The organism is Shewanella sp. ZOR0012, assembly GCF_000798835.1.
Lineage (GTDB): Bacteria > Pseudomonadota > Gammaproteobacteria > Enterobacterales > Shewanellaceae > Shewanella > Shewanella xiamenensis.
On the sequence record NZ_JTLE01000094.1, the window covers coordinates 1295183 to 1310933 of the forward strand.

Annotated in this window: 15 protein-coding genes and 1 pseudogene; 6 read left to right on the forward strand and 10 right to left on the reverse strand. The window is 44.6% G+C overall.

The genetic code is table 11. The features are described from left to right. The first annotated feature begins 88 nt into the window (after nt 1-88). Both L976_RS07400 and L976_RS07405 read left to right on the forward strand, forming a co-directional pair. Nucleotides 89-673, forward strand: coding sequence for a hypothetical protein (locus L976_RS07400; protein WP_047535595.1), 585 nt, complete (start codon nt 89-91; stop codon nt 671-673). A gap of 89 nt (nt 674-762) precedes the next feature. Further along, nucleotides 763-1239, forward strand: a complete 477-nt coding sequence (locus tag L976_RS07405; RefSeq protein ID WP_037423763.1) for a peroxiredoxin — start codon at nt 763-765, stop codon at nt 1237-1239. A gap of 102 nt (nt 1240-1341) precedes the next feature. Here the strand turns inward: L976_RS07405 and L976_RS07410 are convergent, their stop codons facing one another. The 3 genes from L976_RS07410 to L976_RS07420 form a co-directional block, all read right to left on the reverse strand. Next, a complete protein-coding gene (locus tag L976_RS07410) occupies nt 1342-1731 on the reverse strand; it encodes a YgiW/YdeI family stress tolerance OB fold protein (RefSeq protein ID WP_047535597.1) in 390 nt (129 codons plus the stop codon). A gap of 90 nt (nt 1732-1821) precedes the next feature. Next, nucleotides 1822-3114 carry a sensor histidine kinase gene (locus L976_RS07415; protein WP_047535599.1) on the reverse strand — a complete coding sequence of 431 codons (1293 nt, stop codon included), beginning with the start codon at nt 3112-3114 and terminating at the stop codon, nt 1822-1824. Then, complete coding sequence (locus L976_RS07420; RefSeq protein ID WP_037423754.1) at nt 3086-3754, reverse strand: response regulator transcription factor; 669 nt, start codon at nt 3752-3754, stop codon at nt 3086-3088. The genes L976_RS07415 and L976_RS07420 overlap by 29 nt, the downstream gene beginning before the upstream one ends. 89 nt (nt 3755-3843) lie before the next feature. Between L976_RS07420 and L976_RS07425 the strand changes: the two genes are divergently transcribed. Continuing rightward, nucleotides 3844-5121, forward strand: a complete 1278-nt coding sequence (locus L976_RS07425) for a DUF5666 domain-containing protein (protein ID WP_047535603.1) — start codon at nt 3844-3846, stop codon at nt 5119-5121. 83 nt (nt 5122-5204) lie between these two features. Here L976_RS07425 and L976_RS07430 read toward each other — a convergent pair whose 3' ends face one another. From L976_RS07430 to ompR, 3 genes are all read right to left on the reverse strand, one after another. After that, nucleotides 5205-7181 carry a methyl-accepting chemotaxis protein gene (locus L976_RS07430; RefSeq protein ID WP_047535604.1) on the reverse strand — a complete coding sequence of 659 codons (1977 nt, stop codon included), beginning with the start codon at nt 7179-7181 and terminating at the stop codon, nt 5205-5207. 116 nt (nt 7182-7297) lie between these two features. Next, nucleotides 7298-8614: a two-component system sensor histidine kinase EnvZ gene (gene envZ / locus L976_RS07435; protein ID WP_037427393.1), complete on the reverse strand. Its 1317-nt coding sequence runs from the start codon at nt 8612-8614 to the stop codon at nt 7298-7300. 40 nt (nt 8615-8654) lie between these two features. Further along, the gene (ompR, locus tag L976_RS07440; RefSeq protein WP_037423742.1) at nt 8655-9380 is read right to left on the reverse strand and encodes an osmolarity response regulator transcription factor OmpR; all 726 of its coding nucleotides are present in this window, start codon (nt 9378-9380) and stop codon (nt 8655-8657) included. A 375-nt stretch (nt 9381-9755) separates the two neighbouring features. On the opposite strand from ompR, the pseudogene L976_RS22725 reads away from it, so the two are divergent. After that, nucleotides 9756-9896, forward strand: a pseudogene (locus L976_RS22725) (transcription elongation factor GreAB); the annotation flags it as partial. A gap of 403 nt (nt 9897-10299) precedes the next feature. Continuing rightward, entirely contained in the window at nt 10300-10842 is a 543-nt protein-coding gene (locus tag L976_RS07445) for a hypothetical protein (protein ID WP_156143167.1), read from the forward strand. Between the two features lie 356 nt (nt 10843-11198). On the opposite strand, the gene L976_RS07450 is transcribed toward L976_RS07445, so the two are convergent. The 4 genes from L976_RS07450 to L976_RS07465 are packed head-to-tail and all read right to left on the reverse strand — an operon-like array spanning nt 11199 to nt 14303. After that, nucleotides 11199-11444: a hypothetical protein gene (locus L976_RS07450; protein ID WP_047535607.1), complete on the reverse strand. Its 246-nt coding sequence runs from the start codon at nt 11442-11444 to the stop codon at nt 11199-11201. Between the two features lie 27 nt (nt 11445-11471). Next, nucleotides 11472-12575, reverse strand: a complete 1104-nt coding sequence (locus tag L976_RS07455; protein WP_047535610.1) for an SAVED domain-containing protein — start codon at nt 12573-12575, stop codon at nt 11472-11474. After that, a complete protein-coding gene (locus L976_RS07460) occupies nt 12572-13063 on the reverse strand; it encodes a hypothetical protein (protein ID WP_047535613.1) in 492 nt (163 codons plus the stop codon). Before L976_RS07460 ends, L976_RS07455 begins: the two co-directional genes overlap by 4 nt. Beyond that, nucleotides 13053-14303 carry a nucleotidyltransferase domain-containing protein gene (locus L976_RS07465; protein ID WP_047540245.1) on the reverse strand — a complete coding sequence of 417 codons (1251 nt, stop codon included), beginning with the start codon at nt 14301-14303 and terminating at the stop codon, nt 13053-13055. Before L976_RS07465 ends, L976_RS07460 begins: the two co-directional genes overlap by 11 nt. Before the next feature lie 306 nt (nt 14304-14609). On the opposite strand from L976_RS07465, the gene L976_RS07470 reads away from it, so the two are divergent. Further along, nucleotides 14610-15545, forward strand: a complete 936-nt coding sequence (locus L976_RS07470; RefSeq protein ID WP_047535616.1) for a WYL domain-containing protein — start codon at nt 14610-14612, stop codon at nt 15543-15545. The last annotated feature ends 206 nt before the right edge of the window (nt 15546-15751 follow it).

The window sequence follows — 15751 nt, forward strand, 5'->3', positions numbered from 1 at the left end:
CAAACCTAAAGTGCATGATGTTTTTGTTTTATCTTGGGTACTCTAATTTATTTTGGTGGACGTTAAATTTAGAAGCATGGAGTTTGCTTTGATTAAAAAATGGATATTACTCTCTTTTTGCCTTTCCCTTATGTCTTGCGGATATAAGGGGGATGGGGATTTTAAATCATATGGTTATTGGCCACTTATCACGTACGAGCTTACTTTGCCAGATTTTCCTTTTGAGACTGGATCAAAGCATAAGTTTGATTTAAAAGGGTATAAGTCCCATGAAACTTCGACTATAAGTATCGAGCTATTCAGTGATAATGAACATGATTTTGCTGAGCTTGATACCGAAGTTGAGCTTAAAATTGTAAATGATTTAGGCGTTACCTTTTTTTACAGGAAATCTCCTTTAAATGCTCATTTCAAAAGGATGCAAGAACTTAAAGAAGCATCATGGGCTAATGAATATGAGTGGAATGGAAGATATAGCTATAAAAACCAAGATGTGAGTGATAGAGCTGTACCGTTATCAATTGAAATGCCAGCTAAAACAAAAAGTATGCGATATTTTAATTTCTTTCCTAGTGATGCTGGTTCACTAAGCCTCACTATAAATATTGGTAGCGTTCCGTCACAGTTTGAGGATTTGAAGGTAAGAATCAATCTATCGTCTGGTTGGAAGTAACAATGGCCAATCCCCCTTTTTCTCTCGGTGTTTATCCTGTCGGATTCGGGCTAGTATGGGCGAGTTACGTTAACTAAAGGAAGAGAGACATGATTGCTCAAGGTCAAAAATTACCAGCGGCTACGTTAAGCCAATTAACAAAAGATGGCATGGTAAATCATCAAGTTACCGAGCTGTTTGCGGGTAAAAAAGTGGTATTGTTTGCAGTGCCTGGTGCTTTCACACCAACCTGTTCTGAAGCACATTTGCCAGGTTATGTGGTGCTGGCCGATCAGTTTAAAGCCAAAGGCGTTGATTTAATTGCCTGTGTATCGGTAAACGATGCCTTTGTGATGAAAGCGTGGGGCGAAGCGCAAAATGCGTCTGAGTTACTGATGCTTGCCGATGGTGACGCCAGCTTTACTAAGGCGCTCGGATTAGAGATGGATACCGCAGGCTTTGGCGGCGTGCGTTCACAACGTTATGCGATGATCATCGATGATGGCGTGGTAACGTTACTGAATGTTGAAGCACCTAAGTCATTCGAGGTCAGCAAGGCCGAAGTGGTGTTGGCGGCTTTAAGTTAAGATAAGCGGATGCCCCTGAACTTATGGGGCAGATGTGTCGCTTGCTTGAGCGAGAGAATTGCCAGCCTAGGCTGGCTTTTTTATTCGGGCTTTTTTATACGGTTATTGAGCGAGTTGAATGCTGTCGGCATCGATAGTGACTTCTGACCAGTCCTTATCCACTTCACCGCGAATAATCACTTGGGTTTCAGGCGTGACGGTATGTCCGAGCCACAGATCATCGTCAATTTCGATTTTAATCTCGCCCGTGCTGTCACGGAAAATATAATCATCGTGGCCAATTGACGACATGATATGACCGGTTAACTCCACTTGAGTGTCATCGCTGGCATTGAGTGCACTGACGACATCATGAATGATTTGCCGTGCGCTGGGGCCTTGAAAGCCGCCACGTAATTGGGGTTCGCCCGTTGTTGGTTGAAATCCAGCTTGGCTGCACAAGGCACTCAATGACAATGTGATTGCTAACATGCTTAAGGTGATTTTATTCATCTAAATGTCCTCTTTCTAATCTTACGCCGCTGGGCGACTCATCTGCGGCGAGTATCATGCCAAGACGAGCGTGAAGCAGTTGTGAAGAATTTAAGCGGATTCATTTAGATGCTGTTGTGGCTCGCGGTTATCCATAAATTGGATAGTTGCCAGATAGTCATTCCCTAGGCTTTGGGCCGAAAAGTGCCACCCCATGCGCTCGCAGATACGTTCAATAATGATCAAACCACAGCCATAGCCCGTGGGCTCGGCGCTGTGGAGGCTAAGCGGATTTTTTATGGTTAGTTGATTGTTATTCAGCGTGATTTCAATATCACCACTGCTGTAGTTAAAGGCATTTTTAATTAAGTTGCCTATCACTATGTCTACAAAACTCACCGGTGCGCAAATGGCGGTATTTTGGTTAACGCTGAGCTGATAGCGGATTTCGTGTCTGGCAAAATGCTGCGCCATTTCACTTAATAGCTGCGTAAGCCGTGCGGCTAAATCAACTTGATCATAGTGTTGCGATTCAATTTGTTCCTTACCTAATAGCAAAAAGGTTTCGGTGAGGGTTTTCATCTGTTGGCCTGCGTAATCAATGCGGGCAATGGCTTTGTTAGCGATCCGCTGCTGGGCTTCGTTCCCGTTGTTTGGCAGTTTTTTAAGTAATTCTGTCGAGCCTTGGATCACCATAATGGGCGTGCGCAGTTCATGGGAGGCAAAGCGGCTAAACTCCTGCTCCCGAGTAAAATAGGCGGCAATTTTGGCTTTATTTTCCAGTAGTGTTTGTTCGATATGGCGGGTTTCACGGTAGGGTGTGCTAGGGATAAAGCTTGGCTCCTCTGGCGTCAGCGCATTGATTTTGCGTTCAATTTCAAAAAATGGTGCCGATAGTAGCCGCACAAAATATAAGCCATAGGCCATGATGAACAGCAGTAAACCTACCCCGAAGAAGGATATCAAAATATGCAGCCTGTCCTCATATCCATCGAGAAAGTCATCCGCATCATCCTTATACACCACATACAATAAACCTTGTCCTGATGGGTGCGGCGAAATCAAAAAGTGCTTATCTTCGGCGCCCAATTGGTGCTCATAAAAACCCGTTTGTTGATAAGCTTGCAGCCATTGCGGCACAAACTCTTTGCTCCAATAGGTGGTGAGTTCGTGGATATCGGGGAGCTGAGCTTTATCGCCAAATCGTTGATAGTTTTTTTGGTATTCGCGTGTTTCGGTCGCCAGTTTGTGTTCAAGGCTAATGACCTCAATTTGTTCTTCGGCGATATAAATCAAACCCCAGAAAATCGCGAACATTAGGCTCGTTAGCACTAAAAACGTTAGGCGAATTTTTTTGTATAAGCTCGGTAATGGCTTAGGGGAGGAGTCGGTAACCTTGGCCATGAATCGTCTCTAGTTTGGAATCTGTAAAGCCCTTATCCAATGCACTACGCAGGCCGTAAATATGGCTACGAAGCGCGTCGCTACAGGGGGCTTCGTCACCCCAAACCGCATCGATAACTTGTTCTTTACTCACAATGGCGGGGGCATGTTTGAGTAGTAGCGTCAAAATCGTGCGTTGGATTTTACTCAGCTTGATTTCCTTACCCGCGCGGCATACTTGCTGCGTTGCGACATTTAAGCTGATTTCACCAAAGCGCAATATACCTACATCTAAACGCGGCCCGCGGTTATGCAGTGACCGTAGACGCAGGCATAGTTCTTCCATGGCGAAGGGTTTATTTAAAAAGTCATCACCGCCCGAGGTAAAGGAGTCAATTTTGTCCTGCAGGCTATCTCTGGCGGTTAAGAACAAAATCGGCGTGTTACAAAACAGCTCTTCGCGCAGTTTTTTGACCGTACGAATACCGTCTAATTTGGGCATCATAATATCCATAATGATCACGTCATAATGGTTTTGCTGTATTAAATTGATGGCGCTTTCACCGTGATAGGCGCAGTCAGCAATAATGCCTTCGAGGGTTAAATAGTCCATGATTGTTTCTATAACATCATGATTGTCATCAACAATTAATACTTTCATTAGTTATCTTCATTTCTTCACGTTTGCTTGACGTTTCCCATACTAAGATGCCAGCCGTTGATTTAACAAGGTAAATAAGGGAGAAAAAAATGAATAAGCACTTAGTAGGTATTAGCGCATTACTATTAACCGCTTGTGGTGGCGACGGTTCATCAACGGATGTGACGCCACCTCCCGCGAATTTACCCGCTAAAGTGATGGGGACTGTGACTCAAGTGTCCGCAGACCACCAACAGATCACTGTGAATGGATACAAGATTAATATCGCCAATGCAGATATTCGTTATCAACAACAACCACTGGATGCCAAAGCTATTCAAGTGGGGATGCGCCTAGATTTGGTTAACCAAGGTCAGCAGGCTAAAACGGTTGCTGTCGATCCTGCGCTGGTTGGTGAAATCAGTGCCATCAATCAAAATAATATTACGGTCAATGGCATACAGTTAGCCGTTGCATCAGCTAGCCAATATAAAAAGGGCGATTGGGTAGCGGTAAATGGCTACCCCACAGTGGTCGGACAATGGCAGGTAGAGTCGATTAACCTTTTCCCGAATCTCGCAATTGCTGAAATTGAAGGTCGAGTAACAGAGCTTGATCCTGTTATGCAGCAATTCCGCCTAGGCTCAGCCTTGATCGATTACGCCAATGCCGAGTTAGAAGGGCAGTTAGCCGAAGGTGTGTGGGTTGAGGTTGAAGGTCAACAGGATGGCGCCGTATTTAAGGCCCATGAAGTCGACGTAGAAGATGCGAGTGATGTGCCGACATTCAACGAGATGGAGTTAGAGGGCACAGTAACTTGGGTTAACCAAGACAAGAGCCAGTTTGAGCTTAATAGCCGCACACGACTCTATGTGACTGAACAGACTCAATTTGAAGATGGTAATCGCACCAATTTGCTGGAAGGTAAGCGCCTAGAGGTGGATATTCAATCTACTGCGCAGGGCCTGTGGGCCAAAGAGGTCGACTTTGAAAGTTCAGATGCGGGTGGCCCATTACCCGATTTAGGTAACAAGTTTGAGCTTGAAGGGCGAGCTACGCTCGATAGCAATAACCAGCTACAAATCAATGGCTTTACCTTTATTATCGACGCGAGAACCCAGTTTGATGATGGCTTAACCCTTGCAACCCTTGATCAAAAATGGCTGCAAATTGAAGGTGTTGAATTAGCCGATGGCCAATGGCTAGTGAAGGAAATTGATCTTGAACAGCAGAGTAATGAACTGGAGTTAACCGGAAAGGTGAGCCAGAACAGTCTGTGGGGTTACCATGCTAGTGATGCCTCATTAGCAACCTTTGATGGTAAATGGGTTAATGTGGAATGTCAGTTTGATGGCATGCAAATCCACAGTTGCCGCATTGACGACTAATGCTCGTTAACGACTAACGCTCGTTAACCCCTGCAAATGGCAGCGAGATTGATCTCTTGCTGCCATTTTTTATGTGCTTAAGCTTAAGCCGCGCGCATTGGCACGACACGACTGTCGGCAATACCTAAACTGGTTTCGATATTTTCCACGCTTTGCTGCACTTCTTGGGCGATGACTTCGCTCTGCTGCGAACTGGTTTGCGCTTGGTCTTTCAGGTTATCCATGCTGCGAACAAATTCATCGAGGTAATCCACCTGTTCCTTGGCGTTGAGCGAGCCTTGTTTGGCGGTATTGGCCATTTCACTCGCTTGATTTTGTACGGTTTGTGCCATTTGCCATAGGCTCTGTGCCCGCTGTTTTTGGCTATCGGTCGCTTGGGCAATGCCATCGACACTCTCGCCGAGAGCAAGGTTAGATTGGGTGAGCTGATGCAGGATTTTCACAATTTCATTTAACGATACCTGAGTTCGTTGGCTAAGGCTGCGCACCTCATCGGCGACCACGGCAAAACCGCGACCTTGCTCGCCTGCACGGGCGGCTTCGATAGCGGCATTAAGTGCCAGTAAATTAGTTTGCTCGGCGATATTGCCAATTACATCAATGATTTTTGCCACATCTGCCACTGAGTTATTCAGGCTTTCGAGCGAGGCATGGCAAAGGCCAACCGCCGTTTGGGTTTGCTCTGTGGCACTCAGTACCGCTTCGGCCTCGGCTTGGCTCGACTGCATTTGGCGCATGGTTTCGACCGCACTCTGCTCGACTAGAGCCGAGGTATGACTGACCTCATTGGCGAGGCTACGGATATGCTCGGTTTGCGACTGCGTGTCGGCGACTATGGTCTGAGTGTGTTCGGTGTGCTGCGACAGTTGAGTAATGCGCGCGACCAACTGACTTAAGGATTGAGAAACCTTAGTCATTTGTTGGCGTTGGAGTTCATCTTCCTGTTCAAAACGATGCAGTAGCTGATTAAAATGCCCTGCAATTTGGCCGGTTTCGCAGCGGCGATTGATGTCCAAACGTTCACGGCTGTTGGACTCGCTTAATTGCATAAAGGCTTGATTGAGGCGTTTAAGGGGTTTAACCACGCGGTTCTGTTGCAGGATTAAATAGCCGATCGCAAATAGCGCCATAATCGAAACCATTGCATAAAGAATGACTTGTAACTCATATTTGAGCTGTTGGTTTTTGGCGGCCTGTGCCTCACCGAGGGCAATGAGCTGCTGTTCAACTCTGCCAATCGCTTGAATTAATTGCGCTTGCATCTCCTGATTGGCTTGCAGCAATTGGTGGGTGTTGGCGACTTCTTTATTGTATCGATTGGCAAGGCTTAACAGCTCGTTGCGATCATTTTCGCCCACTTCAATTTGCTGCGGCTCACTTGCGCCGAGGGCAAATTCATCGGCTTCCTGTTGTTCATATACACCGATTAATGGCAGGGCGTTGAGTTGATCGCGCCATTGGTTTAGCGCTTTACTGGTGCTGTCGAGAATATTCTTAAGTTGCTGGTTTTTATCAATGAGATAGCCATCGGTAAGCTGCGACAGTTGATAAACAATACTGGGAAAGTCACGGCTTAATTGCAAATATTGCTCGGCTATTGCTGCATTAACGGCTAAGCCTTTGTCGGCATAGCTACCAAGCCTACGGTTATAGTCGAGCATTTCGGATTCTGCGTGAGCCAGCAGTTGTCTTGGGTTACCTGCTAGTTTGCCCGCCGCGCGGTATTTAGTGTCTAAGTCTTGAATGAATTGATTCAGGCCGGCCTGTAATTCCTCATCGGCATTACCTGATGCGGCAAGGTTGAGTTCGCTGAGTTGGTTTTTGATTTTGCTCAGCTTGGCTTTGGCTTCTTCGAGTTGGGTCGCGTTGCCGCTGGTTAAATAGCCATCAAGATCGCGGCGAACGCCTACGAGAAAGTCCTGTTGCAGGCCTTGGAGTACTTGGGTTTGTTGCTCAATCTGCTGTCTTTGATCGCTACTCCAAAGTACTACTGCTGCTAATAATCCCGCAAGCAATAACAACAGCGCCGAAGCAGTACGTGACAAGGTCGAAATCTTCATGATGCAATCTTCATTGGAAACTTAAGGTAAGTTAACTGCCTAAAGTTTATGAATTTCGCGTGACATAAATATGACAGAACCAATCAAATGTCAGCGTTGTCATTATGATTTTGGGATTATTCTAGCGGTAGCCAAACTTGGGCTTTTAAACCGCCTGCGGCGCGATTCGAGAGGGTAATTTGGCCTTGGTGGCGGTCGATAATCCGTTTGATGATGGCGAGCCCAAGCCCTGAGCCGACACTGCCTCTGGCAATATCACCTTGGGTAAAAGGTTGAAACAGTGTAGGAATTTGTGATTCATCTATCCCTGGGCCATTATCTTCAACGCTAAAGCCTATGCGTTTGCCGTCAAATTGCGAGCTTATCCGCACCCAGCCGGAGCCATAACGAAAGGCGTTTTCAACTAAGTTGCTCAACACCCGCTTAATCGCCAGCCCTTGAAATAAGGCCTCGGGGCAATCGCTCAGTACGACTTCAATTTCACCATCGCGATTGGCTTCGGCTTGGGCAATATCTTGAATGAGTTTATTGATTTGCCCGGGCTCGCGGCTGGCTTCCTGATCTTGGCGAATATAGGCAATAAATTGGCTGATAATGGCATCCATATCTTCAATATCGTTGACGATACCGTCTTTAAGATATTGATCTTCTTCAACCATCATCTCAGAGGCAAGGCGGATGCGGGTCAGCGGCGTGCGCAAATCGTGGGAAATTCCCGCCATCAACAGTGCACGATCTTGCTCTAGCTGCTTCATGCTATGGGCCATCTGGTTAAAGGCGTTGGTCACTTCCACCAGTTCGCTGGAGCCTTTAAGCGGCAAAGGATCGGGAAACTCGCCACGGGACACCGAGATCGCGGCTTTTTGTAAGCGCCTTAATGGTCTGTTTTGCTGGCGAGCAAACCACCATCCGCCGGCAACACTGAGTGCGCCGATCACCATCAAGTACAAGGTCAGTGGCGACAAGTCGGAAACATTTTGCCCAATCAGCGGCACTTTAATCCACACAGACGGCGCCTGCGGTGGGCGGATCCAAATTTGCAAAACACTGCCGTGGGTGACACGGACTTCGGCATCGCCACCGAGATATTCCGACATCTGTGATGACCAAAAACCGTAGTAGGTGGCTTGTTCGATGCCCGCTTCACGGGCTTGCTGTTGGTTATACACCTTCATGCCATCGTCGCGGACTTTGGCATTGAGTGCATCGACTATGGTTAAATGCTCGCGGCCGATATCGACACCATCGACAAATAACAGATTGATTTGACGGGCGATTAACTGGTTGATTTGTTGATAGCTGGGTTTTAACACATACACTGCGACAGTGACATAGGACACCAGCTGATTGATCAGCAGCAAACAACCAATCAGCAGTACCGTTTGACTAAAGGCGCTGCGCGGAAGGAGTCGCTGCCACCACTTAAGTTTCATAGTCGTGCCAAAAAAGCGTCAACAACAGGCCAAAAGCAGCTCATCGACGGGCGGCACCGTCGGGTACAAATACATAGCCTAATCCCCACACGGTTTGAATGTAGCGCGGATTAGCGGGGTCTTTTTCAATTAAGCGCCGTAGACGCGATACCTGCACGTCAATCGAGCGCTCGAGCGCCGAATAATCACGACCACGGGCGAGGTTCATCAGTTTGTCCCGCGATAACGGTTCGCGTGGATGGGTAACTAACACTTTTAATACCGCAAATTCGCCACTGGTCAGCGCGATGGCTTCATCACCGTGGTACATCTCACGGGTAGCTAGGTCGAGGGAAAACTCACCAAAGCTAATTTCGGCTTCTTGTTGCGCGGGCGCGCCGGGCACATCCTGTATTTGGCGGCGCATCACCGCTTTAATTCGTGCCAATAATTCCCGCGGGTTAAAGGGTTTTGGCAGATAATCATCGGCACCGAGTTCTAAGCCGATAATGCGGTCGACTTCATCGCCTTTGGCGGTGAGCATCACAATCGGAATGGTGCTGCCCTGTTGACGCAGACGACGGCAGATAGATAAGCCATCTTCCCCGGGCAACATCAGATCGAGCACAATCAAATGAAAGTTTTCTCGCTCCAGTAAACGGTCCATCTGCTCAGCATTGGCCGCACTGCGTACCTGATAGCCTTGCTCCATCAGGTAACGCTCGAGTAGTGCTCGTAGGCGCATATCATCATCGACAACGAGGATTTTCGAGGTTTCTTGTCCCATGGGATGTCCTTAAATTGCTCGGATTATTGCTTTTGTTTTTTATGCCGTCATACAACAAAGATTAACTGGCTGAAATTGAAAACGAATCTGCCAAGAATGCGCTTAATATAGCTGGATTCAATCTGAGCGACTAGCTCATGATGTAAGCCAACCACGGTCGAATGCGACAAATTGCCAACTCATGTTAATACTAAGCAAATGAAATTGCATGGGAATCGTTGAATATATTCACTATACATATGAAATTGTAACTAAATTGGCATTTCTGGCAGCGGTGCTTTTTGCTAGTCCTTAACTTTGGCGTCGACTCTGAGTATCATCAGTGCACGCCTGTTTAAAATTATGCTCGTTGTTAGTTAACTATAGAGTCTTAACATGAAAGCGCATTTGATCACCCGCCAAGGCTGGATGACCTTAGATAAAGAATTAAAATACCTGTGGAAGGAATATCGCCCGCAGATCACCCTCAAAGTGCAAGAGGCCGCCGCGCAGGGCGATCGAAGTGAAAATGCGGATCAATTAAAAGTACCACTCGAATCATACTAATTAATTCAAATATCTGAATATATTCTATAAAATAATAGTACAGTACTTTTTAGTCTGTACTATTATAAACGTCACCTCCAACTGAAATCATAATTTTTTCAAATCTATTCTTAACTACATAAAGTCGAGGCTCGGGAACTTTGATCTTTAGGAGTGATACTGTTTAAGTGCTTTTGAGGCGCAGGAGATTAAAGCTAGTTGTGCAGAGCTTAATACAGGGGACGAATTTAACGGTGGCTTAAGAGAGCCCCCCAATACTTGAACTTTTGGGCTCAAGGTTGGGATTGGTGTTTACGGTAAAATGATTTCAATACGGACAACTGTTGTCAGCCCCTTAATGCTGAATTTTAGCCAGACAAATGAAATGCCGAGTATGTTGGAAGAGTTAATAACTAGGAGTTGGTTACATTATACAGAAGTCTATGTTCCCGAGTTAAAGGGGGAGCGTCTCCGTCTTGCATCTGGTCGTTGTAAAGCTAGTCACTTTTTATATCCTCCGGCTCAACCTACCGGTGAAGTTTGCATGCTATCCAATGTTGATGTTCACTGTGGTTGGGAATGCCCAGTAAATCTTAGGTGGGCTAAAAGTCTCAATATCAAGGAACAGAGCACAACCTTGCGTGAACTTCAGTCTGAAGCTCTAGGAAATGCCATTGAAAATGGTTCGTATCCATATCTATGGTGGTTTTATCCATTATCAAACCCAAAGAAAAGAGCTGTTTATGTAGATAGTATCGGTGTCAGCTTTATTAAACTAGGTGGTGTTTGGCAGGTATTATATAACTGTAAAGCTCTCGGTACTTTGGTTGGTGCACAAGGTCATAGTGGGGATCCATGTGACTATGAAAGGTTACCTCCGAATGCATATTTTGTTGTAATGGAGAATGAGGCCACTGCTCGTCACTCTCATATTTAAAAAAGCTTTTAGTAATACTCTCAATGTGTTGCATTCCTCGTTTAACGTTTAGCACCCCGCTTAATGTGTCGAGATTAGGTGCTAGCGGTGCTCACACCTTAATGCGTCATTAACTTGTGTAATTATTACTTTAAAGCTGACGGTCTTCTGGATGTGTCAAACTGGTATCCGTCCATATTTGGTTTCGGAGGGGCGATCTAAATTGAATTAGCCAACAAATTTTTAATCTGTCCCTCCGGTTTGTACTTTAATAGCATATTTCATTTGCCCTCATAAAGTGTGTTTGGTTTACCTAGCCATTCTTAGTTTCGTATAAGGTTTAATAAGAATGGGCTGCATGCACAGCCCTGACTTTACTAACGCTTTTTGTTGGATTGCGAAAGCACTGAAGCAGCTAAAGATTTGGTAACATCATTGTATTTTTCGCTCTGTAACACAGCCGAAGCGACACTTTCCATTTCTGCACCGGTTTGATGTGATGTGCTGGATTGACTTAGTACTGAACCTGCTAAGGCTTTTTGAATCTGAGAAGAACCATTGCTCGTCAAAACAGATGAAGCCAATGAAGCCATTTGCGATGAACTTTGCTTTTTGTTAGTCATAATTGACTCCTTTTTCACTTTTAAACATCAAGCGACATGCTTGAATTCGGTTTGAACGACTGATGGTTTTTTACCAGCTTCATGTAGGATCTGTACACACCAGGGGTATCTCACTGGTTGGTGACGTTCGTATTGATAGGCAGAAACACTTGGTAGGTTACGCTTGTCATAGGCCTGTCCAAATCTGAAGGCTACGCTGTTTTGTGAGGCCAACACTAAATGAATGTGCTCGACCCCTTGCCCCAGAAGCGTTTTGCAATATTCTAGGAATTGCCCGCTTAGTCGGTCCTGTTTTTCTTTCGACCAGTGGTTGTTTCTGTCCAGCTGAGGCAGCGACAAATAGTGAACCGGCAAACCAGTGAAAACCGAAGCAATAGCCTGCCTATCAACAGGATAAGAAACCGAGACCGCGAGTACAACGGAATTACCTTTAATTGATGAAGGTTCAATGCTGAATTGTTCTCCGTCGTCAACGTCATCTAGTCCTCGCCAGTCCCCTACATCTCTATCCCAGTCATACACAGAGATCTGACTTTCATCATCTAATAGGTAGCCGGTATAAAACGTAAATGGAACTGGAGATACTCCGCCATATGCTATTGAGATATCAGACGCTGCTGACTGAGCCGTCTTCTCAGACAGACTCATTTTCAAATTATTAACTCTGGCTAACGCCACATCAGGCCTAGAGATTACATTGTCAGTAATCTTTTCCCGGATGTCATTGACTATTGATTCGACCGGCCATGAGCACTTATTTTTTATAAACTCACTCAATGGTGAATCCGATGTATCGACCAAGCCTCGTTGCTCGATGACTATGGTTTTCTTTTTATCGTTTCGCTTCTTTTCGTCTCGATATCGTTGGTATTCCCAGACAGCCCCTAACACCATCAAACCGACGTCAACAATTAAACAAATACCTACAATAAACTGTGCTGTACTTGAAGATTGATATCCCAACGACAAGGTTCTCTCTGCATCTTTGTACATGATCGATACAGCCCAACCTCCTGCCAATGTTAGAGGTAACAAGTAAACCCCAGCCCTGAAAACCATCAATGCCGGTGAACGCTTCCTAAACAACCAATCTGCGGCTTTTTCAATAAAGTAACTGATAGATTTTTTCATCTTCCGCTCTCCGCAATTGCATCATGTTCAACACCGCCACCGTCCCATTCACCGCTGGATAACCAGAACTCAAAGTACACTAGCCACATTGAAGCCCATGGCAGAATCGTGTTTGCCAAGAACATGGTTGGTTGCCATTCGCTGACTTTGTTTTTTTGTTTGATTACTGGTAAATAGAGACAGAGTTGAGTGCCCCTTATGCCTGTTTGGTTCTGGTAAATATGGGGAATTTTTCGACCTTTGGCCAAGACCGATAAATCGGGCTCTTTAATGACGCAGACAGGAGAATGGTTGAGTGTATACTTAATCACCATACGGTATTCTCTTGAAAGTGGTGTGGGTTGAAGTGTACCCTCCCACAGCACCGTTTTATCATTGTCGGTAATCACGACTGTTCCCGGACAAAATTGCTTCAAAGATAGGTATTGTTTGCGAATGCCAATTTCTGGTTGTTCAAGTCGTTTTAGGAATAATGGATCAGTCGCCATAGAACTGATTCCTTTTAACAGACTCTACTGGGCTAACAACCCGCGAAGCCGCATGTACCTTTCCTGCAGTGGCAGCAGCTAAAGCTCCTGTACCAAGCGCAACGCGCAGATTCCCATTATTTCTGTTCTCATTAATGGCTTCGATAATTCGATTTTTGGCGGCAAGTACCGGCTTTTCCCCAAATGCACCGGACAGCGCTGCGAAAACGTTATCCATACCTTGATTGTTTGCACTCGCTAGACGCTCAAATGTATCGACTGCTGCCTGGTGCCAAGCATAAAATGCATTTCGGTATTTTTGCCCCTCTTGCCTTTCGACCCTATTCCACTTTTCAGCATAGTTCTCCGGTCTCATTGTGGGATTTGTGACAAAGACCCCATCAAAATTGATCTCAATATGAAGAGGCATCAGCTCAATAACGTCCAGAATCAAATCGAACTCACTTTCGTATTCTTTTCCAGACTTTACGACCTCGACGTAAGCTAAACTGGCTAACATCGTGATTATCACGGAGATTGGTCTGAAATCAGCGTGTAGGTTTTCGCCCTGCTGAGACCAAACGTCCCGATGGCGTTTCAAAATTTGGATAATCCTATTGAGCGGTTTCTTCTTTGACTGATCAGGTAATTCCGTAACGGATTTATTGGCCAAGGCTTCCAGAAGTTCGTGCCTTCTGCGTATTACTGGCAACATAGAACAGGCTTTCTCAAACCCTTGAGCCATCCCTTCAGGGTTGGACTCCTTAAAGCCTGTATGCTTATCCACGACCCACAAAGGATGGCCCTGTAACCCAGGAAGGTCGTATTCTTTGGCAGGTGTGATGTCTAAGTGATAATCACCCTTGTAGTTGATCCTAAGGCCTCTTGGAAGATCTTCCACCAACTCTTTGTAGACTTCGTTATCTTTAAGATGTTGTTTGACTACTTTCACTATTTCGTCTCGTGTTGCATGGCCTGCATTAGGTAAAAATAGGATTAGATCGACGTCAAATTCCTCTTGGTATAGAGGTTTGTTTGTTGTTCTCAGTCTCATCGAGCCTTGTGGATATATTTGCGCTTCTTTAAGTAATGGATGGTCACAACTCGCCAGATAGCTACCAACAGTGTTATAGGCTGTCTCAATACGTTCGCGCTGAGTTTTCGTCAGATCTAGGTTGTCAAACACAGAGTCCAACATTTCAACCAACATGGATTTCTTATGCTCACTGAGAGCTCGGGCATTAGTAAATAATTCGGTCACGATATACCTCATTCAATGTTTTAGAGTGCCAGGAAATCCCTTTAACGTTGATTCATCACTTACTTGTGCGATGAAGAAAGTTGACCTACCTATCAACATATTGTACTAAAGACTTACACTGCTAACTACATGTTGAGCAGATATTGATGTGTAAGCACATCATATAGTATTTGATTAAATTTAATACTACACCACGTATAATAATTAGATCTGGTTCGGTGATCAAGTGCTTGTTAGTGATCTTTTTTTAGTACATGATAGATAAGCAGTAATAGCGATTATTCACAACGTGCAATGAATGGAATTATGAACAATCAATACAGTTACTTAGAGCTTTTGGAGAAAACCAAAAGCACTTCCAAAGCAGATCGTTTGGCTTTCATTGATTTTATATTGATGTTTAAAGGGGGGTTAAATCGAAGTGATTTGACTGATTTCTTTGGTATCAAGGAGGCATCTGCATCAGCAGCCATTTCTGACTACAAGAAGTATCGAAAAGATAATGTCTTGTACGAACATAGGGAAGGTAGGAATGTAATAAAGTTGGATACTTTCAATCCACTTCTTAGATTTAGTGCTGAAAGTGCGCTTAGTATGCTGGCTAATGGATTTAACAAGGGTAAGGTTGATAGTCAAAGATTTATACCGTATGAAAGAGTTGCTCTACTACCTAAAAAATTAGATGTTGAAATGATTTCAAAAGTAACTAGGGCTATCAGTAATAGAACCGCTATTGATTGTGAGTATTTTTCCAAGTCGATTGGCACCCAGATCAAAAGACAATTGTTTCCTACAGCTATTTTTTATGATGGCATTTCATGGATGTTTAGAGCATATAGCTTAGGTAGCAAGTTCAATAATGATGGATTCAAGTCATTCAATTTTTCTAGGTTGAAAGCAGTCACAGAAGCTCCGAATATATCGGCGTCACCAACTCAGCGTATTGAAAGTGACAAGGAATGGCATATATCCATACCAGTCGTGCTTAAAGTTCATCCAACAATTGAAGGAAGTCAAAAAGAGACACTTATTTACGAGTTTGATATGGATAGGGATACTGAGCAGCTTACGATTAGCGTGAAGGCTGTACTCTTTTATTACTTAGTTGAACAATGGAAAATTGACACTCGAAAAGTCAGAGAAATTGATGATGATCGGCGTGGTAACGATAATTATAACTTTTTGTTAATAAATCGCAGCACTATGGAAAACTATAAATGTATGGAAAATGTGCTTAAATGATGATGTTTTCCTTTTTGAGGTAACCTATGGATGCCCTCATTGAACCATATATAATTCTGATTATTAATGATCTTTTTTCTTTCATAGTTGATAGTTCCTTTTATACACATACTTTTTTCTTAAGGTGGTGTGTAGTGGCACACTGAATTTGGCCACCTAATAAGAAATGTTATGATCTCACTCATAACCCATTTAGGTGATAACAT

Excerpts from the sequence above, each read along its gene's own strand:
- L976_RS07405 (WP_037423763.1), top strand. The coding sequence starts at position 763 with ATGATTGCTCAAGGTCAAAAATTACCAGCGGCTACGTTAAGCCAATTA.
- L976_RS07410 (WP_047535597.1), bottom strand. The coding sequence starts at position 1,731 with ATGAATAAAATCACCTTAAGCATGTTAGCAATCACATTGTCATTGAGT.
- L976_RS07415 (WP_047535599.1), bottom strand. The coding sequence starts at position 3,114 with ATGGCCAAGGTTACCGACTCCTCCCCTAAGCCATTACCGAGCTTATAC.
- L976_RS07420 (WP_037423754.1), bottom strand. The coding sequence starts at position 3,754 with ATGAAAGTATTAATTGTTGATGACAATCATGATGTTATAGAAACAATC.
- L976_RS07425 (WP_047535603.1), top strand. The coding sequence starts at position 3,844 with ATGAATAAGCACTTAGTAGGTATTAGCGCATTACTATTAACCGCTTGT.
- L976_RS07430 (WP_047535604.1), bottom strand. The coding sequence starts at position 7,181 with ATGAAGATTTCGACCTTGTCACGTACTGCTTCGGCGCTGTTGTTATTG.
- envZ (WP_037427393.1), bottom strand. The coding sequence starts at position 8,614 with ATGAAACTTAAGTGGTGGCAGCGACTCCTTCCGCGCAGCGCCTTTAGT.
- ompR (WP_037423742.1), bottom strand. The coding sequence starts at position 9,380 with ATGGGACAAGAAACCTCGAAAATCCTCGTTGTCGATGATGATATGCGC.
- L976_RS07445 (WP_156143167.1), top strand. The coding sequence starts at position 10,300 with ATGTTGGAAGAGTTAATAACTAGGAGTTGGTTACATTATACAGAAGTC.
- L976_RS07450 (WP_047535607.1), bottom strand. The coding sequence starts at position 11,444 with ATGACTAACAAAAAGCAAAGTTCATCGCAAATGGCTTCATTGGCTTCA.
- L976_RS07455 (WP_047535610.1), bottom strand. The coding sequence starts at position 12,575 with ATGAAAAAATCTATCAGTTACTTTATTGAAAAAGCCGCAGATTGGTTG.
- L976_RS07460 (WP_047535613.1), bottom strand. The coding sequence starts at position 13,063 with ATGGCGACTGATCCATTATTCCTAAAACGACTTGAACAACCAGAAATT.
- L976_RS07470 (WP_047535616.1), top strand. The coding sequence starts at position 14,610 with ATGAACAATCAATACAGTTACTTAGAGCTTTTGGAGAAAACCAAAAGC.